Source organism: Klebsiella sp. 141203 (genome assembly GCF_032601985.1).
Lineage (GTDB): Bacteria > Pseudomonadota > Gammaproteobacteria > Enterobacterales > Enterobacteriaceae > Klebsiella > Klebsiella aerogenes.
Map to the genome: position 1 here is coordinate 380,085 of NZ_JAQIRL010000002.1, position 20,273 is coordinate 400,357.

The window sequence follows — 20,273 nt, forward strand, 5'->3', positions numbered from 1 at the left end:
CTCTCCCTTTGCCGGGGAGAGCCGGGCGCATCAGGCTACGTGCTGTAAAAACTCGCGCAGACGCGGGCTTGGCGGGTTCTTCACCAGAACCTGCGGGTCGCCATCTTCGGCGATGCGGCCTTTATCGATGAAGATCAGCCGTGACGCCACTTTTTCAGCAAAGCCGATTTCGTGGGTTACGATGACCATCGTCATACCTTCCTCGGCCAGGTCCTGCATGACTTTCAGCACTTCATGGCGCAGTTCCGGGTCAAGTGCCGAAGTCGGCTCATCAAACAGCATCATTTTCGGTTTCACCGCCAGCGCGCGGGCAATGGCGACGCGCTGCTGCTGGCCGCCGGAGAGTTCGGATGGATAGTGGTGTGCGCGTTCCGCGAGACCCACTTTCGCCAGCAGCTCTTTCGCCAGCGTTTCTGCCGCCGCCTTCGACGCGCCGCGCACGCGCTGCGGGCCGAACATCACGTTCTCCAGCGCCGTCAGGTGCGGGAACAGATAGAACTGCTGGAATACCATTCCGGCTTCCTGGCGAATTAAGCGCTCGTCAACTTTCGGGTCGTTCACCTTCAGGCCATCGACGATAAGATCGCCGCTGGTGATCTCTTCCAGTTTGTTGATGCAGCGTAGCAGCGTAGATTTACCGGAGCCGGATGGCCCGATGATCACGACCACTTCGCCTTTGTTGATCTTCAGATCGATATCGTGCAGCACTTTAGTCGGGCCAAAGTGTTTGGAAACGTTTTTAAATTCAATCACAGGATTTTCATCCTTCTTTCAAGACGACGCAGAATGAAGCTCAACACCAGGGTGATGATCAGATAAATGACCGCAACGGCGCTCCAGATTTCCAGCGCGCGGAAGTTACCGGCAATAATTTCCTGGCCCTGGCGGGTCAGCTCGGCGACGCCGATGACGATAAACAGCGACGTATCTTTGATACTGATAATCCATTGGTTACCGAGCGGCGGCAGCATACGGCGCAGCGCCAGCGGCAGGATCACGTGGCGGATGGTCTCGCGGCGGGAGAGCCCCAGCGCCAGACCCGCTTCGCGGAAGCCTTTGTGGATGGACAGCACCGCGCCGCGGGTGATTTCCGCGATATAGGCGCCGGAGTTGATCATGATGGTCACCACCGCGGCGGTGAATGGGTCGATGCGTAAGTCGCTAAACGCCATCGGCAGCGCGAAGTAGATGAACATCACCTGCACCACAATTGGCGTGCCGCGGATGATTTCAATAAATACCAGCGCGACGTGGTTGGCTATCCAGCCGCCGAAACAGCGGGCGAAACCGGCCACCAGACCGATGATAAGGCCGCCAACCAGGCCGAGGACCGAAATCCATAGCGTCATTTTGGCGCCTTCCAGCAAAATAGGAATGGCGGGCCAGATGGCACTCCAGTCAAACTGCATAATGTGTTCCTGTTACTGTTACCGTGTCGAAAGCAGAGAAAGCCTCTGCGAATACGGCGCCGGGGAAAGAGAGCCTGGCGCCGTGGAGCCCGCGGCGGATTGGCCGCGGGAAGTCGTCCTGATTATTATTTTGGTTCAGTACCGAACCATTTTTTATAAATTTCGTTGTAGGTGCCGTTTTCACGCAGCGTTTTCAGCGCGCCGTTCACTTTTTCGCGCAGTTCGTCGCTGCCTTTCGGGAAAGCGATACCATAGCTTTGCGCTTCCAGCGATTCGCCTACCGCTTTGAACTTGCCCTGACCGGCAGTTTTAATGAAGTACAGGATGTTTGGCGTGTCGTGCAGTACCGCGTCAGCGCGGCCGGTGCCCAGTTCCATATAAGCGTTGTCAATGTTTGGGAACTGGCGCAGATCTTTGGTTTTGATGTTGGCTTTCGCATAATCAACGGAGCCGGTGCCGCTCTTCACGGCGACCACTTTGCCGTTCAGGTCTTTCACGTCTTTGATGTCATTGTTTTTCGCGTTCACCATCACCAGCAGGCCGCTTTTGTAGTAGCCATCGGAGAAGTCGATCGCTTTTTTACGCTCGTCGGTGATGGTGATCCCCGCAAGCGCCAGATCGATGTTTTTGGTCTGCAGCGCGGGAATGATGCCGCTGAAGTCCATAGGTTTCAGGGTGTAGTCCAGTTTCAGCTCTTTGGCGACCGCGGCCCACAGGTCAATATCGAAGCCGACGTATTTATCACCTTGCTTAAATTCAAACGGAACAAACGCCGTATCGGTGGCGACTACCAGTTTTTTATCTGCGGCGTGAGACGAAACCGCAAAAGCCAGGGTCAGTGCAGCCAGTGACACTTTTAATACAGACTTCATAGTATTTCCTTTTTTATCCACGGGACGAGCCCCTGCGAGAACGTGTAGCCTAATGAAAAAATCGTGCCAGTTTTACAAGCCATTGTTTTTCAACAGGAGCTCTCATATCGCTTGCACAATTTCGGTTATCCAATACGGTAAATGCACCGTGATGGGGCGTCATTTTGGTGCAATATAAACGTAGCGAATAACCAGAGCATTTTTAACGCAAACCCTGATGGGAAAACAATCTTGCTGTAACGATTGTGTGAGGTGATTATTACAAATGTTTTACTTTAGTACGTATTGTGTACAAGGTGGTGCACCAAAAGAGGGCGAGTTAAGCGGTTGTAGGGGGGGATGGAAATAGCCGCCAGCGGGCGCTGACGGCGACGGACGTTTATTCGATATTCGCTTCGATGAACCACAGGAATTTATCCAGGTCGCGGGAAGCCGCGGTAAAGATATCGGCGGTGTCTTCATCTTTCGCTTCGCTGATAGCTTTACGCACATCATTGGCCACGATGGCATAACGGTCGGCCAGCTCTTTCAGATGTTCCTGAACGGTGTGAATATCCAGCGGGTAGCTTTTCAGCGGGCTTTTGCTGTTGATGACCTGAGTGGTGCCCAGAGCGACGCCGCCCAGTTGAACGGCACGTTCAGCCATCGTATCAAGGTGATCGGTGAGTGCAGTGCGGAAACCATCCAGCATTTCATGAACGGCAATAAAGTTGGCACCGCGCATATTCCAGTGGGCCTGCTTGGTAATCAGCGACAGGTCAATGAACTGGATCACCTGGCGATTCAGCAGCTCAACGGTAGCTTTCTTCTCGTTGTCTGCGACATCGTTACGGGTATAGAGCAGGTTAGACGCTTTAGTTTTAACCAGTTTTGCGGTACTCATAGTTTCATATCCTCTTGATATTGATACTCGTCATACTTCAAATTTGAATTATGTAGAGCGTTTGTCCCAAATGACTTCGGGAATAATTATAGCAAGGGATATCGGATATGAGGCATCGGCTGTCCATATCAGTCCGATAGCGCTAAGTTGTTGGCTATTTAAAAAGTTTTGTTAAATCATATAATTAGAAGTAAGTGACTGGCTCGCTAAGACCGCGAGCCAGTGTGGTAACAAAATCTTAATTTATATCGACTTTCTCAATTTTGCTTTGCCGCTGCATGGTCAGCGTCGACCCCATTGAGGCGATGATAATCGCCCCTAGCGCCAGAGTTTGCGTCAGCGTCAGCGTCTCGCCGAGGAACACCATTCCTGAGAGCGCTGCCAGCGCCGGCTCCATGCTCATCAGCGTGCCGAAGGTGCGGGTGGGCATCCGCGTCAGGGCAATCATTTCCAGCGAGTAGGGCAGCGCGGTAGAGAGAATGGCGATGCCAAGCCCCAGCGGCAGCAGCGACCATTGCAGTAGCGTATCGCTGGCCTGGACGATGCCGATGGGCACAAAAATCACCGCCGCGATGAGCGAGCCCATGGCCACCGTCGCCGGGCCATGTTCTTCACCCGCGCGCTGGCCGGTAAGAATATAGACCGCCCAGAATGCGCCGGCGCCGAGCGCGTATAGCGCGCCGACTAAATCTACTTGCCCTACGTTTTGCCCAAGCGGCAGCAGGAACCACAGCCCGAGCACCGCCAGCGCCACCCAGACGAAATCAAGCGGACGGCGTGAACCGAAGAGCGCCACCGCCAGCGGCCCGGTAAACTCCAGCGCGACCGCGACGCCGAGCGGGATCCGCTGCAGCGATAAATAGAAGAGATAGTTCATCGCTCCTAGCGCCACGCCGTAAAAGAACAGCGGCAGCCGCTGCTGCGGGGCAAAGCGCAGTCGCCACGGCTTAAAAATAACGACTAAAATTAAAGTGCCGAGCGTCAGGCGCAGAGCGGTGACGCCCGGTGCGCCAATCAACGGGAAGAGCGATTTCGCCAGCGATGCGCCGCTCTGAATGGAGACCATGGCGATCAAAATAACCAGTATCGGCAACCACGCCGGAACTTTACGGGACGAGCCGGGCATCCTTTCTCCTGTCAGGGTTTGTCAAAAGAGGTAAAGGTTCCAGTGTACTGGAATAACCGCTTAACGGTTTAGCGATTGTTGAAAAAAGAGGGTGGAAAAACAGTACAATGGCGTAAAATGCGTAGGGGAATGCCTTCGCGACTAAGAATAATCTGGATGCGCAGCGCTTACGGCTGGTAAACGTTAAGCACTTTTTGCGCGAAAAGTGTTTGATTTCCAGATTGTTACGAAATCGTGGAAACTTTTGCTTACATGAAAAAGTATGTTAGACAATGTAAAGTCAAAAGAGTTTCCCAAAAGTTTTTGATATATTTAAGACTTAGGACTTATTAGAAACACATTTGAGGTGGTTATGAATAAAATTGCACGTCTTTCAGCACTGGCCGTTGTTCTGGCTGCATCCGTAGGTACTACTGCTTTCGCTGCAACTTCTACCGTTACCGGTGGTTACGCTCAGAGCGACATGCAGGGTAAAGCTAACAAAGCAGGCGGTTTCAACCTTAAGTACCGTTACGAGCAAGATAACAACCCGCTGGGCGTTATCGGTTCCTTCACCTACACCGAAAAAGACAACACCAGCAACGGTACTTACAACAAAGGTCAGTACTACGGCATCACCGCTGGTCCGGCTTACCGTCTGAACGACTGGGCGAGCATCTACGGCGTAATCGGTGTTGGCTACGGTAAGTTCCAGAACAACAACTTCCCGAACCAGAAATCCGACATGAGCGACTACGGTTTCTCTTACGGCGCTGGTATGCAGTTCAACCCGATCGAAAACGTTGCCCTGGACTTCTCCTACGAGCAGTCTCGCATTCGTAACGTTGACGTCGGCACCTGGATTGCTGGCGTAGGTTACCGCTTCTAATCACTTCGGTGATATAAAAAATCCGCCTCAAGGGGCGGATTTTTTTTGCCTGCGATTCGGGCCCCGCTTAGTTGACGGTAAACTCGTCGCTGCCCAGATGGTTGTAGTCCACCTTCTGTAACTGGAAATTGGTGATATACACCGGTCCGGCTTTCTGTTCCGAGATAAAGCGATAGCGTGGGGTAATTTCCTGTGCGCTGATGCCGGTCCACTGCGAGAAGAAGCTGAGGAAATCATTCGCCGAGCGGCGGGCTTTAATCATCTTATGCGCTTTATCGTCGCTGGAGAGCACCATAAACGGCACCTGGAAGTTCTGTTGATATTTGTCATCATGGGCGAGATATTGCACCGCTTTACCGCGCTCTTTAAACGCCAGACCGTGATCGGAAAAATAGGTGAGCGAGAAAGTGCTGCCGGAATTCTGCAGCTGACCGTAGAGCTTCGCCAACAGCGCGTCGGTTTGCGTCACGCTGTAGAGATAGCATGAGGTCTCCTTTGACTGCACAAAGGTGGTGTATTTGCCTTTGGTACGATCGCAGGCCTGCGGGTGTGAGCCCATGATATGCAATACGATCAGCTGGGGCTGGCTGCGCTCGACTGATAAGACTTGCTCGGTCAGTTTCAGCAGTTGCTCATCCTGAGTATTTTTATTGGCTTCAAAATCACCGTTTTTCAGGAACTGCACCTCATCGGCACGTTTGGCGATGCTGGCGATAGCGGTGTCGTATTCACCAATTTGTCCCTGATTGGAGAACCACCAGGTCTGGAAGCCTGCGCGGTTGGCGAGGGTGACGAAGTTATCCTGATACTGGGGTTTGCCGTCAACCACCCGGTTGAGGGTCAGGCCCAGCGACTTCTGCGTGGAGCCGCTGGCGGCCACGTAGTTTTTAAACAGATAGCCGTTAACCGAGCTGGCGAACGGCGTGTTGTCCCAGTGGCCGCCGAAAGCGCCAAGGGCATCGCGGCGCGCGCTCTCGCCAATCACCACGACATAGAGATGGTACTTCGGCTTCACCGCCAGCACGTGCCAGCTATCTTTCATGTTAGCCAATTGCGCCATCCGCGCCTGTTCATCCAGCACTTCGTTGTTATTAACGATCACGTCTTTTACGAAGCGCACGGCGGGATAACCGCTATCAATGACTTTAAAGACGCCGCCCCAGGCCAGATTTTGCACTGGCTGTAGAAAGAAGATACCGATGCTAAACAGCAGCCCCAGATATTCCACTTTGCCAAGGCGCGTGGGCGGCTGCGGTTTCCGCCGTACGGCAATGACGCCGAGGGCGAAGATAAATACCGCCAGCAAATAGTTGTACCACGGAAAAATAGTGAGTATTTCCGTCGATTCTTCAACGTTGGTCGCGTGCAGAGCCAGTAGCGTATTGAAGTTCGGCGCGCCGTAAGCCTGGCCGAAGGGATAGTACATTGCGGCCAGCAGGGAATAGAGGCCAACAACGCCTTTTTGTACCCGCGGGAAGGTGCGCCACAGCAGATGGAGTACGCAGGTAAACGCAACGGTATAGAGCAAGCTAAATTCATACCCAAGCGCCAGATTAATCAACAGCGACTGTAAAAAGTAGAATCCTGTCCACGGGTTCAGGGCCAGCCTGCGGGCGGCCAGCGTTTCTTTCAGAGTGACATTCATAATTCGTAATCAACAAGACGCCATGTTCGTCCCCTGGCATCAAGGGGGTAAAACCTGCTGGACAGTGCGTGAAGAGGGTCTCTGCGAGCCGCAGTAGTGGCAGGGCTGACAAACGATAGGGCCTGCGAATGGTAAGGTCAACTGTTCATAACAGATTGTTTTGCGAGAAAGCTTACAAAACTTGAAAAAAGCGCTGAAAGGCGAGGAAACCGGGTAGGTTAACGGGGAAAAATGACAAAAAAATGAAGCGGCGTACCGCGACGCCGCGTTAGTGGTTAGGTTTATCCTGCTGCGGTTTGCCGTTGATCATGTCGCACAGCATGCCGATCAGCATTAAGCGTACTTTAAAGGGTGAATGGCTAAACACGTTTAAGCACCTCTTGAATTCGTTCATGGTTATTCCTCCTGCGTTTTCGCGCCGTCAAATCCGTGATGGCTGTTTGCATTACATACAGATATAGCACAGGCTATATTTTATAGCTATGGCTAAAATGTTATTTTTTTGTGCTACGGGCGCAATCCATTACAATGTGGATCCTTTTATATGATGCTTGACGCGTCACACCAACGAGGAAGCACAATGAACCGTCGCGCAGGTAAGCCCATAACTAAAAAAGTGACGCAGCTGGTTAATGTCGAAGAACACGTAGAGGGGTTCCGTCAGGTGCGCGAAGCGCATCGTCGCGAGCTGATTGATGATTATGTGGAGCTGATCTCCGATCTGATCAACGAAGTGGGCGAAGCGCGCCAGGTGGATATGGCTGCGCGTCTTGGCGTTTCGCAACCGACGGTGGCGAAAATGCTTAAACGTCTGGCGAGCGTCGGCTTGATCGAACAAATCCCCTGGCGCGGGATCTTCTTAACCCCGGAAGGGGAAAAGCTGGCCCATGAAAGCCGCGAGCGTCATCAGATTGTGGAAAACTTTCTGCTGGCGATTGGCGTGAGTGCGGAGATTGCCCGCCGCGATGCGGAAGGAATGGAGCACCACGTCAGCGAAGAGACGCTGGCGCAATTTAAGCTGTTTACCCAGAGATTACACGCGGAATGAATCTCCCCTTTGTGCAGTCGCTCGCCCGTGACCGTTTCCTGCATCTTTTATTGCTTATCGCCATTATTCTTAGCCTGTTCGTTCCTTTCGCGCCTCGGCGCTGGGGGAAGGCTATCGACTGGCACACTATCATCACGCTCAGCGGGCTGATGCTGCTGACAAAAGGGATTGAACTGAGCGGTTATTTTGATTTACTGGGGCGTAAAATGGCGCGCCGTTTCGTCACCGAACGCCAGCTGGCCATCTTTATGGTGTTGGCTGCCGCGCTGCTTTCCACTTTTTTGACCAACGACGTCGCGCTGTTCATCGTCGTCCCCCTCACGTTGACGCTGAAAAAATGGTGCGCCATCCCGGTGAACCGGCTGATTATTTTTGAAGCGCTGGCGGTTAATGCCGGCTCTTTATTAACGCCCATCGGCAATCCGCAGAATATCTTACTGTGGGGGCGCTCCGGGCTATCGTTTCTTGCCTTTATCGGCCAGATGCTGCCGCTGGCGGCGGCGATGATGATCACGCTGTTGGTGCTGTGTTGGTTCTGTTTCCCCGCCGCTCGGCTCAATTATCAAAGTAGCGACAAAGCGCCGGAGTGGCGGCCTAAGCTGGTGTGGAGCTGCCTCGCTTTCTACCTTATCTTTCTGGCGGCGCTGGAGATGAAGCAGGAACTCTGGGGACTGGCGCTCATTGCCGTCGGGTTCCTGTTGCTGGCGCGAGCGGTGATTATCAACGTCGACTGGTCGCTGCTGCTGGTGTTTATGGCGATGTTTATCGACGTTCACCTGCTGACGCAGCTGCCGGTGCTGCAGCAGTGGCTGAACGGCGTCGGCCAGCTCTCTTCCGGCGGGCTGTGGCTAACGGCAATCGGACTGTCGCAGTTTATCAGCAACGTGCCATCGACTATTTTGCTGCTTAATTACGTACCGCCAACGATGCTGTTAGCGTGGGCGGTGAACGTCGGCGGCTTTGGGCTACTGCCCGGGTCGCTGGCGAATCTGATTGCGTTGCGGATGGCCGGCGACCGCCGGATCTGGTGGCGCTTTCATCTTTATTCCATTCCGCTGCTGATCTGGGCGGCACTCACCGGTTACGCCTTGCTCGCGCTGTGGCGCTGATTTTCAGAGGATTGGGCAAGAAACGGGCAGGAACACCCCATTCGCGATGACGACGCTCGGGCTATAACTATCTGGCTGACGTTAATCATCCGAATGAGGACACTGCTATGCGTTATCAAAAACTGGGAAATACCGGCCTGTTTGTCTCTGAGCTGTGCCTTGGCACCATGACCTTCGGCGGCGAAGAGGGGATGTGGGGAAAAATCGGCCAGCTGCGCCAGGCGGAAGCCGAACAGCTGGTGGGCAGCGCGCTGGATGCGGGCATCAACTTCATCGATACCGCCAACGTTTATTCAGAAGGACGCTCGGAGGAGATAACCGGCCAGGCGTTAAAGAATCTGAAGATACCGCGTGAAAACGTGGTGGTGGCGACCAAAGTGTTCGGCGAAACCGGCACCGCTGGGGTGAACTCGCGCGGCAGCTCCCGCTACCACATTATGGGCAGCGTGAAAGAGAGCCTGCGCCGCCTGCAGCTCGATCATATCGATCTCTACCAATTACACGGTTTCGATCCGGCGACGCCTATCGAAGAGACGCTGTCGGCGCTGGACACTCTGGTGCAGCAGGGGCACGTGCGCTACATCGGTGTTTCTAACTGGGCGGCCTGGCAAATCGCCAAAGCGCTGGGCATCGCGGAACGCCTTGGGCTCTCGCGCTTTGCTTCTCTTCAGGCTTACTACACGATTGCCGGGCGTGACCTGGAGCGCGAACTGGTGCCGATGATGCAAAGCGAAGGTCTCGGCCTGATGGTCTGGAGCCCGCTGGCGGGCGGACTGCTGAGCGGTAAATATCGCCGCGATGGGCAGGCGGAAGCGGGCGGTCGTCGCCTGGAGTTCGACTTCCCGCCGGTGAATAAAGATCGCGCCTTTGACTGCATTGACGTTATGCAGGTGATAGCCGAAGCGAAAGGGGTCTCGGTGGCGCAGATTGCGCTGGCGTGGTTACTGCATCAGCCGGCGGTCACCAGCGTTATTATTGGCGCCAAACGGGCCGAACAATTGCAGGATAACATTGCCGCCACCGCTATTCGCCTGAGTGAAGATGAGTTACGCCAGCTTGACGCGGTCAGCGCGCTGCCGCGCGAGTATCCGGGTTGGATGCTGGAGCGCCAGGGGGAATATCGCCGTAAGCAGCTTGACGCGCAGTAACGCCGTTTTTTCCGTGCTTATAAAGATCGCCGCTTGCGGCGATCTTTTTTGTTTGTATGGCTCACAGAAAACGATCCTGCTTTTGCTTCGGCGGCGGTTTTTTTGTATATGACTAGTCATAACATTTAAATGACTAGTCATATACAGAGGCGAACCATGAAAGACAAACTACCGGCCAATTTTTTATGGGGTAATTCGGTCTCCAGCATGCAGACCGAAGGGGCGTGGAATGAGGGGGGGAAGGGGATGTCGGTATACGATATCCGTGAACCGTCGGAGTTCGCCTCGGACTGGAAGGTAGCGACCGACTCTTACCATCGCTTCCGCGAAGATTTCGATTTAATGCAGGATCTGGGCATGAACTGCTATCGCTTCCAGATAGCCTGGAGCCGCGTCTGCCCGCAGGGTGATGGCGAGTTCAATGAAGAGGGGATCGCGTTCTACCATCAGTTTATTGATGAGCTCATTGCCCGCGGTATTGAACCAATGATCTGCCTCTATCACTTCGATATGCCCTTGTCGCTGGCGGAGCGCTACAACGGTTTTACCGACCGCCGGGTAATGGACGCCTTTATCCGCTATGGCCAGAAGATGATCGACTGCTACGGCGATAAGGTGAAGTACTGGCTGACCTTCAACGAACAGAATCTTTACCATTCGCCGGAGGCTTTTCTGATCACCGGTTATCTGCGTGGCGATAAAACGCTGCGCGAGCTTTACCAAATTCAGCACCACGTGATGATGGCGCACGTTCATCTCACCGACTATCTGCATCAGGCCAAACCACAGTGTCTAATGGGCGGAATGCTGGCCCATGCGCTGGTCTATCCGGCAACCTGTAAGCCGCGCGATATTCTGTGCGCCCAGCAACTGGACGAGTTTTTAAACCAGAACCTGCTGCGCGCGTACGCGGGCGAGGGCTATAGTCCGGAGGTGATGCATTTTGTCGCCCGTGAAGGTTTTGATGATATCTATCGCCCTGAAGATATCGCGCTGATGGCGAGGGTGAAGGTCGACTATCTGGCATTCAGCTACTACGCCAGCCGCGCGCTCAATAGCGATGCGATTCCGCCGGGCACGGCGGTGAATAACTACATGCTCTTCGGTAATCAGGACAATCCATACCTGAAGGCGACGGAATGGAACTGGCAGATCGATCCGCTGGGATTCCGCATGATCATTACCCGCTATTACAACGACTGGCGGCTGCCGGTCTTCCCGATTGAAAACGGTATCGGGGTAATTGAATCCTGGGATGGCGAAAATCCGGTCGCTGATGATTATCGTATTGCCTATCACCGCGATCACATTGACGCCATGAAAGCGGCAATGTTTGAAGACGGGGCGCAGGTGATAGGCTATCTCGGCTGGGGATTAATCGATATCCTTAGCTCGCAGGGCGACATGCGTAAACGCTACGGCGTGGTGTACGTCAATCGTGAAAACCACGATCTTAAGGATCTGAAGCGGGTGCCGAAGAAAAGCTACGCGTGGCTGAAGCGGGTGATTCACAGTAATGGCGAAGAGATGTAACGGCACGCGGGCGGTGTATGCCGCCCGCCAGCCCTTCACAAAATAGTAAAGGATCGGAGAATGACGGCGAAGTATCTTAATATCGCGCGGGAAATAAAAAAGCGGATCATCAGCCAGCAGTATCCTGCCAGCGCGCCGTTACCCGACCAGTTTGCGCTGGCGGCAGAGTTCAATACCAGCCGGATGACCATCCAGCAGGCAATGCGTCAGCTGATTGTCGAGGGGCTTATCTACACCCGCAAAGGGCAGGGCACCTTTGTGCGGAAAAATTTCCTCCAGCTATCGCAGTGGGAACTGCCCGGCAGCGACTATTTCGGCGCCACCAAAACCTGGGAGCATCTTGGCGAAGTGCAAAGCGTAGTTGTGCGCTTTGAGCTGCGTTTTCCCAGCGAGAAGGAGCAGAGTTCGCTGCTGATCGACGCCGATGCGCCGGTGTATGACTTCGTCCGCCTGCGGTTGCTTAACGGCGAGCCGGTTTCGCTGGATTTAACGGTGATGCCGGTAGCGCTGGTGCCGGGACTCAATAAAAGCCATCTGCAGAGTTCGGTGTTTCGTTATGTGCAGGAGACGCTGGGGCTGAAGCTGATGGGGTCGTATCGGGTGGTGCGGGCGATGAAGCCGGATGAGCTGGATAAATTACATCTTAACTGCGAGCCGACCGACCCGGTGCTGGAGGTTGAGCAGGTGATTTATCTGGAAGACGGTACGCCGCTGGAGTACGCGCACTGCCGCTACCGCTACGATCATGGCGGGGTCATTCTGGTCAATAACGGCTAACCGGGAGAGCTCCCTGCTGGCGCTGCGCTTAGCAGATGCAGATAAAAAAACGGCGGGCACCAGGCCCGCCGTTTTCATGTGGTTGCTGAACTTAGTTCAGGCGCACCGGCATCCCTGAACGGTTCTGGATCGCCTGATCCATTACGCTCTGGTCAACGTCAGGCTGGCTGGTCACCGACTGCACGGCCTGAGTCAGGCTGATAGGCACGATTTCGCCGCCTTTGAACTGCGCTTCGGTGGTCGACAGCGGGTTATGTACTTCGACGTAGCGGCTGCCATCCGGTTCGGTGGTGGCTTTCACCGGCTCATCGATAAACTGCACGCGGGTGCCGACCGGCACGTTCTCAAACAGGAATTTGATGTCTTCGTTACGCAGACGCACGCAGCCATGGCTCACGCGCAGGCCGATACCAAAGTTGGCGTTGGTACCGTGGATGGCGTACAGACGACCGATATACAGCGCGTACAGGCCCATCGGGTTATCCGGGCCTGCTGGCACGACTGCCGGCAGCGGGTTGCCTTCCGCGGCGTATTCGGCGTGCATTTTCGCCGTCGGGGTCCAGGTCGGGCCCGCTTTCTTACGCTCAACTTTGGTCGTCCAGTTGATCGGCGTATCTTTGCCCAACTGGCCGATACCGATCGGCAGTACGATGACGGTATTAGTGCCTTTCGGGTAGTAGTACAGACGCATCTCGGCGCTGTTGATAACGATACCTTCATGCACGGTGTCCGGCAGAATCAGCTGTTGCGGAATATTCAGCACGGTACCGCCTTTCGGCAGGTAGGTATCCACGCCCGGGTTCGCTTCCAGCATGTTGGACAGACCCATCTGGTATTTGGCAGCGAAATATTCCAACGGCTGTTTATTATCGTCTGGAATAGTAATGACCTGGTTCTGGCCAATCAGACGGCTGCCGTCGGTCGGCAGAGGATAGGTAACAGCTGAAGCTGTGTTGCAAAAGCCCACGATGGCGAAGGCTGCCGCTAAGAGTGTCGATAATTTCATATTCTTCATGTCGTGCGCGGTGTCAACGCCACACGGGCCTTGTTAGATATTCAGATAGTAGATGGGAGCGCATTATATGTGCTTTCCGATAAACAGGTAAATCAGATGTGTACGAAATCACAATTTTTTCCTGTTGCTACTAGTGTAGTGCGCAACGCGCCGCTTTCACGGCGAATTGTCTGGTTATCGAAACGCGGATTAATCTTCCAGCAGCCGTGACTGCAACGCTTCGCGCGCCTGCGGCGTCAGGCGATATTCCTGCTCCAGCCAGCGGTCGACATGACCGTAACGTTGTTCAATGCTGGACAACGCGGTCGCCAGATACGACTCCTGGACGGTCATGATGGCGGCGAGATTTTTACGTCCGTTATCATTAAGGCCTTCGCCGAAGGTGTCGAGCAGGAATCCTTCGACCTGCGCCAGCATCCCCTGGGTCAGCAGATACTCTTCCATGACCGTATTGCTATCGCAGCCAAGCGCGAACAGCGTCAGGGCGCAGCCGACGCCGGTACGGTCTTTACCAACCGCGCAGTGCTGCAGCAGCGCGCCGTCGAAAGGTTCCATCAACCACTGAGTCAACTGGCGATAGGCGGCGTTATCAAACGGCAACTGGCGGTAGAGTTGTAGCATAAACTGCTCGCCGTCCATGGTGTTGAGGGTCGCGGCGTTAAACTCGGTGACTTTCGCATTGACGCTGCTGGAAAGCGGATTGGCCGGAGCGTTGAGGTAGAAGGCTTCGCTATTTAGCCGGTCAGGGCTGCGATTGACCTCTGTCGGATCGCGATAATCCAGCACCCGGCTCAGCGGAATAGCGCTGAGATGATTGAGATCCTCCGGCGTCATGTTGTGCAGCGAACCCGAGCGCAGCAGTTTGCCAGAACGTACGCGCCGGCCATCGGCCGCGCGTTGACCGCCGAGGTCGCGAAAGTTGATGCCGCCTTGAAGCGAGATAAATGCAGGATGGCTGGTGCGGGTGGTCATAAATTCCCTCTGAATTGCGGATAATTATTATGTCTTAGCAATCGGTCATTTTGCGGTAAAACCCTGACCATAGCATAGTTATTGGCGGGCTTTTTACCGCAGCCCGTGAAAAGTGAACCATTTGCTGGCATAATGTCTGGTTCATCACATCCCTAATTCTCTATTTTCAGGATATCCTCGTGCTAGTATCCAGCAACGTCACCATGCAGTTTGGCAGTAAGCCGCTGTTTGAAAACATCTCCGTCAAATTTGGCGGCGGCAACCGCTACGGCCTGATTGGCGCCAACGGCAGCGGCAAATCCACGTTTATGAAGATCCTCGGCGGCGATCTTGAGCCGACGCTGGGCAACGTTTCGCTCGACCCGAACGAGCGTATCGGTAAGCTGCGCCAGGATCAGTTCGCCTTCGAAGAGTTCACCGTGCTGGATACGGTTATCATGGGCCACGGCGAGCTGTGGGAAGTGAAGCAAGAGCGCGATCGCATCTACGCGCTGCCGGAAATGAGCGAGGAAGACGGCTATAAAGTGGCCGACCTGGAAGTAAAATACGGCGAGATGGACGGCTATTCCGCCGAAGCGCGCGCCGGTGAACTGCTGCTCGGCGTCGGTATTCCGGTGGAGCAACATTACGGCCCAATGAGCGAAGTCGCGCCGGGGTGGAAACTGCGTGTCCTGCTGGCGCAGGCGCTGTTCTCCAATCCGGATATCCTGCTGCTCGATGAACCGACGAACAACCTCGACATCGACACCATTCGCTGGCTGGAGCAGGTGCTGAACGAACGCGACAGCACCATGATCATCATTTCGCACGACCGTCACTTCCTGAACATGGTCTGCACCCATATGGCGGATCTCGATTACGGCGAACTGCGCGTGTATCCGGGCAACTATGACGAATATATGACCGCGGCGACCCAGGCGCGTGAGCGTCTGCTGGCCGATAACGCCAAGAAGAAAGCGCAAATTGCCGACCTGCAGGCCTTTGTTAGCCGTTTTAGCGCCAACGCTTCAAAATCGCGTCAGGCGACTTCCCGTGCCCGTCAGATTGATAAAATTAAGCTGGATGAAGTGAAAGCCTCCAGCCGTCAGAACCCGTTTATTCGCTTCGAACAGGATAAGAAACTGTTCCGTAACGCGCTGGAAGTGGAAGCGCTGGCGAAAGGCTTTGATAACGGCCCGCTGTTCAAAGGGGTTAATCTGCTGCTGGAAGTTGGCGAAAAGCTGGCGGTACTGGGGACCAACGGCGTCGGGAAATCAACGATGCTGAAAACGCTGGTCGGCGAACTGGAAGCGGATAACGGTACCGTCAAGTGGTCGGAAAACGCCCGTATCGGCTACTACGCTCAGGATCATGCCGAAGATTTCGAGAACGACCTGACGGTCTTTGACTGGATGAGCCAGTGGAAACAGGAAGGCGATGACGAGCAGGCGGTACGCAGTATCCTTGGTCGTCTGTTGTTTAGCCAGGACGATATTAAAAAGCCGGCGAAAGTCCTCTCCGGCGGCGAGAAAGGACGCATGCTGTTCGGTAAGCTGATGATGCAGAAACCGAACATCCTGGTGATGGATGAACCGACTAACCACCTGGATATGGAATCGATCGAATCGCTGAACATGGCGCTGGAGATGTATCAGGGCACCCTGATTTTCGTTTCTCACGACCGTGAGTTCGTTAGCTCGCTGGCAACTCGCGTACTGGAGATCACCCCAGAACGCGTCATCGATTTCAGCGGCAACTACGAAGATTACCTGCGCAGTAAAGGTATCGAGTAACCCCTCTCCGTTACCCGGGTGGCGGCTACGCCTTACCCGGGCTACCAAACAGCATAGTGCTGTAGCCCCGGTAAGCGGTAGCGCCACCGGGGATTTCGAGACCACCAATACCGGCGGTTTCAGCGGGACTTGGTCAGAGTCTCCACTCGGTCCCTTCGACGCCATTCACCAGCAGTTGGCGTTTTTCTCCCGCTGGTAATAAGAGCTTCAGCGCTTTCCACGCCGGGCGATAGTTGCCGCGAGCGTTAATATTCAGGTTTACACTAGTGGCGCTGCAGGTCATTTCCCACTCCAGCCATAGCGCATCACCCTCTTTATAGCCCCAGCTTTCGCCGTCGTCTTCAAACAGCAGGCCGCGGGTTGAGCCGGTGCCTTTCAGCGGGAACAACTGCAGTTCGCGACGATCGTCTTTTTGCGCATCGACGTGGCTGATACGTTCACTGAGCGGCAGACCGGCGCCGGCGCGGACCAGCAGCGGCAGTTTTTCCAGCGGCGCGTCCAGCGTCACCCACTGACCACCGGCGAACCACTGGTGGCTGTAAAAATCGTACCAGCCGTCCTGATTATCGGGCAGCCACAGCTGGCGCTGACGGGCGCCGGGCTCTACTACGCTTGCCACCAGCAGATCGCGCCCCAGCATGAAGTCATCACACTCGGCGAATGTCTGGGTATCGTGCTGGTGATCGAGGAAGGTCGGGCGCAACATGGGTTCGTCATCGGCATGCGCCTGCCATAACAGGGTGTACAAATAGGGCAGCAGACGGTAGCGCAGCTCGATGGCAGAGCGGATCGCCGGGGTGATTTCCGGGTACATCCAGGGTTCATTGACCGTCTGGTCGTCATTCCACGAGTGAATGGTAAAGCGCGGATGCATCACGCCGTTTTGCACCCAGCGAACGAACAGTTCTGGCTCGGGTTTATCGCCGGAGAATCCGCCGACGTCATGGCCGACGTTAAACAGCCCGGAAAGACTCATCCCTAATCCCATACGGGTGTTATAGCGCAGCGTATCCCAGTTGGTGCGGTTGTCGCCGCTCCAGGTCTGTACGTAGCGCTGCATCCCGGCACAGCCGGAGCGGGAGATCAGATACGGGCGCTTTTGCGGCGCAAAACGCTGCTGCGCTTCCAGCGAGGCGCGCATCATTAATAGCGGCATCACCGGGCGAATATGCTTAATGGCGATTTCGCGGCCAAAGCCGTAGCAACGCGCTTCGCCGTCCCATACCTCATACTCGTTATTATCATTCCAGGTCGAATCGATACCCATCTCCAGTAGCTGGGTGGTTACGCCTTCTTGCCACCAGGTCACGGTGTGCGGGTTGGTGAAGTCGAGATGCGAACCTTCATCGTCCCAGAAGCTGGAACGTTCGGGAGCATCGGTTTGCGAATCGCGAATAAAGAGGCCGCGTTCCGCCACTTCGCCATAGCGCGGGTGATCCTGCAGCAGGCACGGTTTGATATTGGCAGCCAGTTTCAGCCCGGCATCGTGGAACGACTGGCTCATCACTTTTGGCTGCGGCACCTTGTCGTAGTTCCAGTTAAAGACGTAGCGTTTGCCGTTGATTGAGGTATAGCCGGAAGAGAGCTGGAACGAATCACAGGGGATCGCATGCTGCTCGCACAGGCGGATAAAGTTCATCAGCTGATTTTGCGCATCCGGCGCGTCGGTATAGTGCATCGTCGAGCCGCTATAGCCGAGGCTCCATTTCGGCCCAAACAGCGTTTTACCGGTCAGACGGACGAACGCCTTGGTCACATCCAGCACCTGCTTACCGGTAAACAGGTAATAATCGATGTCGCCGGCTTCCGCCTGCCAGCGGCGATAGGCGGTGTGGTAGTTGTCGATTTCATTACCTAGATCCAGCCAGCAGCTACTCAGGTTGTCATAGAACAGGCCGTAGCTGATATCGCTGCGCTGCGTGATGGTAAACGGAATATGTTTATACAGCGGGTCTGTGCTGACGGCGTTGTAGCCCATGGCATCGAGGTTACGCATTTCGTAGCGCTTACCGTTACGCTGCAGGTCGCCGGCCTTTTCACCCAAACCATAGAAACGCTCATCTTTACGGCGGCTGAGATAATGGGCGACGCCATCCCCGTGGGCATTTGCCAGATAGGCGCTGGTTGGGCGGTCATTGGCGAGCGTCTGCCACTCGCCGGCGTCGTCGCGATAGCTCCACTCCAGCCATAGCGGCTGGTGGACGGTGACGCGCAGCTGGCGGGTGGCGATGGTCAGTGCGTCATCTTCTTTGGTCATCTGCCAGGCCGGGAGGCTAAAACCGCTGAGGTCATCCCGCGCGCGGCCTTCCCACGGCACATCCTGCTGCGGGGCGATACTCCATGTGCGATCCAGCGCCAGTTGGCCCTGGCGCTTCAGCAGGACGCGGAATAAATTCTCTTCCAGCACATACAGACATAAAGTGTGCTGACCATCAACGGTCAGTTCAACGTGATGCTCCTGCTGTTGGTGCAAACTCCAGTGTTTCAACGTCTTCATATTTTACATCCACTCTCAGGCGCGCTTGGCGCGACGTTCAGCAATAAATGCCACCAGGAAAACGGCGCCAATCAGGTCAAAGAACCCCATGGCGATAAACAGCGGGTTGAAGCCGATTTTGTCGGCGGTCACCCCGATTAATAATGAGAACAGGAAGCTGGCGATCCACGCCGCGGAACCGCGCATACCGTTGACCGTCGCCATTTGTCCCTTGTCGAAAGACTCCACCACCAGCGCGCTGAGCATGCAGGAGATGATCTGGTGGCCGAAACCGCCAATGGAGATCAGGATGATGGTGATATAGGGATCGCGGGTAATGGCGACCAGCGCCAGCGAGATCATCAGAAACGCGCCGGTAACGGAACTGGCGATGACCGAGTTGACTCGCGTACAGCCGAACCAACGGACGTACAGGCGGGTGAGGTAGCCGCTGACCACGCTGCCAAGGTCGGCGGCGAGGAACGGCAGCCAGGCGAACATCGCTATCTGTTTAAGATCCATACCGTGCTCTTTCGCCAGGTACAGCGGCACCCAGAAGCTCAGCACCGCCCAGGCGGGCTCGGCCATAAAAGCGGGGATGGCGATACCGTAGAAACGTTTATTCTTCGAGACGGTTTTTAGCGCGGTAAAAAAGGGCAGCTTCACCGGCGGCGCTTCGTTATCCTGCTTGATGTACTCCAGCTCGCCTTGGCTGAGATTCGGGTGTTTTTCCGGGCTCTGGTAGAACACCCACCACAGCACGACCCATAGCAGCGCCAGCACGCCGGTAAACATAAACGCGCCCTGCCAGCCGAAGGAGGCGTGGGCGAAGTAGATGATAGGCGGCGCCAGCATCGCGCCGATAGAAAAGCCGACGCCAGCCCAGCCGGCGGCGATCGGCCGTTCGGATTTCGGGAACCACTCGCCGATGGTTTTAGCGTTAGCCGGGGTGGCGGCCGCCTCCGCGCCGCCCATAAAGAAGCGCAAAATAGCCAGATGCAGCCAACTGCCGGCGCCGGCGTGCGCGATACAGGCTACCGCCCACAGCGTGGCGCAAACCATAAAGCCCAGCTTGAGCCCGATGACGTCGATAAGCCAGCCGCACAGCGGTTGGAAGATGGTATAAGCCAGCTGAAATGCGCCGACGATCCACGAATATTGCTCGGTGGTAATACCGAGTGTGGCTTTCAGTTCCGGGGCGATAATCCCCAGCGAGTTACGTGTGATGTAGTTGACGGTGACGCCAAGTAAAAACAGTACCAGCACCCACCAGCGCAGGTTTTTCACTACCCGGCGCGTTTTGCTGACTGCCATATCATTGTTGAGGCCTTGACTCATAGAACTCTCCACAAGACGTTGTAGGGGGAAGTGACGATCCAGGCGCTGGGTCGTCACGTAATAGTTCTAACCATTTGAATTATTTGTTTTTATTTCAATATCCATTGGTATAACTAGTATGGAAGATATTGGACCAATTCAAAATAAGGGAGAAAGTCGGCAGGCAGTAGCGCTATTTATGCAAAATTTTTCATGAGATGACGTAGTTCTCATAATTTGGCGGAGTATTTGCTTGTTGGTCAGGGTTTGGCGACTATGAAAATTCTTTCATTTTTGAATTGG

At 54.9% G+C, this 20,273-nt stretch carries 18 protein-coding genes; 7 read left to right on the forward strand and 11 right to left on the reverse strand.

Annotation, left to right across the window (positions count from 1 at the left end; genetic code table 11):
* Window positions 1–30: 30 nt before the first annotated feature.
* The 5 genes from glnQ to rhtA all read right to left on the reverse strand — a co-directional run bounded on the left by glnQ (window position 31) and on the right by rhtA (window position 4,290).
* Window positions 31–753, reverse strand: a complete 723-nt coding sequence (glnQ, locus tag PGR29_RS09525; protein ID WP_015367582.1) for a glutamine ABC transporter ATP-binding protein GlnQ — start codon at window positions 751–753, stop codon at window positions 31–33.
* On the reverse strand, window positions 750–1,409 hold the full coding sequence (glnP, locus tag PGR29_RS09530) for a glutamine ABC transporter permease GlnP (RefSeq protein WP_045364618.1): 660 nt from the start codon (window positions 1,407–1,409) through the stop codon (window positions 750–752). The genes glnQ and glnP overlap by 4 nt, the downstream gene beginning before the upstream one ends.
* Window positions 1,410–1,534: 125 nt before the next feature.
* Window positions 1,535–2,281 (reverse strand): glutamine ABC transporter substrate-binding protein GlnH, encoded by a 747-nt coding sequence (glnH, locus tag PGR29_RS09535; protein ID WP_015367580.1) that lies wholly within the window; start codon window positions 2,279–2,281, stop codon window positions 1,535–1,537.
* A 379-nt stretch (window positions 2,282–2,660) separates the two neighbouring features.
* A complete protein-coding gene (dps, locus tag PGR29_RS09540) occupies window positions 2,661–3,164 on the reverse strand; it encodes a DNA starvation/stationary phase protection protein Dps (RefSeq protein ID WP_015367579.1) in 504 nt (167 codons plus the stop codon).
* Window positions 3,165–3,402: 238 nt separating this feature from the next.
* Entirely contained in the window at window positions 3,403–4,290 is an 888-nt protein-coding gene (gene rhtA / locus PGR29_RS09545; RefSeq protein ID WP_316424446.1) for a threonine/homoserine exporter RhtA, read from the reverse strand.
* A gap of 352 nt (window positions 4,291–4,642) precedes the next feature.
* Here rhtA and ompX point away from each other — a divergent pair, with 352 nt between their 5' ends.
* Entirely contained in the window at window positions 4,643–5,158 is a 516-nt protein-coding gene (ompX, locus tag PGR29_RS09550) for an outer membrane protein OmpX (RefSeq protein WP_015367577.1), read from the forward strand.
* Window positions 5,159–5,225: 67 nt separating this feature from the next.
* On the opposite strand, the gene PGR29_RS09555 is transcribed toward ompX, so the two are convergent.
* Window positions 5,226–6,803 carry a phosphoethanolamine transferase gene (locus tag PGR29_RS09555; protein ID WP_316424447.1) on the reverse strand — a complete coding sequence of 526 codons (1,578 nt, stop codon included), beginning with the start codon at window positions 6,801–6,803 and terminating at the stop codon, window positions 5,226–5,228.
* Window positions 6,804–7,071: 268 nt separating this feature from the next.
* A complete protein-coding gene (gene mntS, locus PGR29_RS09560; RefSeq protein WP_015367575.1) occupies window positions 7,072–7,197 on the reverse strand; it encodes a manganase accumulation protein MntS in 126 nt (41 codons plus the stop codon).
* A gap of 186 nt (window positions 7,198–7,383) precedes the next feature.
* Here mntS and mntR point away from each other — a divergent pair, with 186 nt between their 5' ends.
* From mntR to PGR29_RS09585, 5 genes are all read left to right on the forward strand, one after another.
* Window positions 7,384–7,851 (forward strand): manganese-binding transcriptional regulator MntR, encoded by a 468-nt coding sequence (mntR, locus tag PGR29_RS09565; protein WP_113373913.1) that lies wholly within the window; start codon window positions 7,384–7,386, stop codon window positions 7,849–7,851.
* Window positions 7,848–8,960, forward strand: a complete 1,113-nt coding sequence (locus PGR29_RS09570) for an anion transporter (protein WP_316424448.1) — start codon at window positions 7,848–7,850, stop codon at window positions 8,958–8,960. Before mntR ends, PGR29_RS09570 begins: the two co-directional genes overlap by 4 nt.
* Before the next feature lie 107 nt (window positions 8,961–9,067).
* Window positions 9,068–10,108, forward strand: a complete 1,041-nt coding sequence (locus tag PGR29_RS09575; protein WP_032712937.1) for an aldo/keto reductase — start codon at window positions 9,068–9,070, stop codon at window positions 10,106–10,108.
* 156 nt (window positions 10,109–10,264) lie between these two features.
* Complete coding sequence (locus tag PGR29_RS09580) at window positions 10,265–11,641, forward strand: glycoside hydrolase family 1 protein (protein ID WP_316424449.1); 1,377 nt, start codon at window positions 10,265–10,267, stop codon at window positions 11,639–11,641.
* 60 nt (window positions 11,642–11,701) lie between these two features.
* Entirely contained in the window at window positions 11,702–12,418 is a 717-nt protein-coding gene (locus PGR29_RS09585; protein ID WP_087860015.1) for a GntR family transcriptional regulator, read from the forward strand.
* Window positions 12,419–12,509: 91 nt separating this feature from the next.
* Here PGR29_RS09585 and ldtB read toward each other — a convergent pair whose 3' ends face one another.
* Together ldtB and PGR29_RS09595 are read right to left on the reverse strand one after the other, a co-directional pair.
* Window positions 12,510–13,424, reverse strand: a complete 915-nt coding sequence (gene ldtB, locus PGR29_RS09590; RefSeq protein WP_015367569.1) for a L,D-transpeptidase — start codon at window positions 13,422–13,424, stop codon at window positions 12,510–12,512.
* A gap of 198 nt (window positions 13,425–13,622) precedes the next feature.
* Complete coding sequence (locus tag PGR29_RS09595; protein ID WP_047049100.1) at window positions 13,623–14,405, reverse strand: tyrosine-protein phosphatase; 783 nt, start codon at window positions 14,403–14,405, stop codon at window positions 13,623–13,625.
* Window positions 14,406–14,584: 179 nt separating this feature from the next.
* On the opposite strand from PGR29_RS09595, the gene PGR29_RS09600 reads away from it, so the two are divergent.
* A complete protein-coding gene (locus PGR29_RS09600) occupies window positions 14,585–16,177 on the forward strand; it encodes an ABC-F family ATPase (RefSeq protein WP_015367567.1) in 1,593 nt (530 codons plus the stop codon).
* A 133-nt stretch (window positions 16,178–16,310) separates the two neighbouring features.
* Here PGR29_RS09600 and PGR29_RS09605 read toward each other — a convergent pair whose 3' ends face one another.
* A complete protein-coding gene (locus PGR29_RS09605; protein WP_316424450.1) occupies window positions 16,311–18,674 on the reverse strand; it encodes a glycoside hydrolase family 31 protein in 2,364 nt (787 codons plus the stop codon).
* 15 nt (window positions 18,675–18,689) lie between these two features.
* On the reverse strand, window positions 18,690–19,991 hold the full coding sequence (locus tag PGR29_RS09610) for an MFS transporter (RefSeq protein WP_113374838.1): 1,302 nt from the start codon (window positions 19,989–19,991) through the stop codon (window positions 18,690–18,692).
* Window positions 19,992–20,273: the final 282 nt, after the last annotated feature.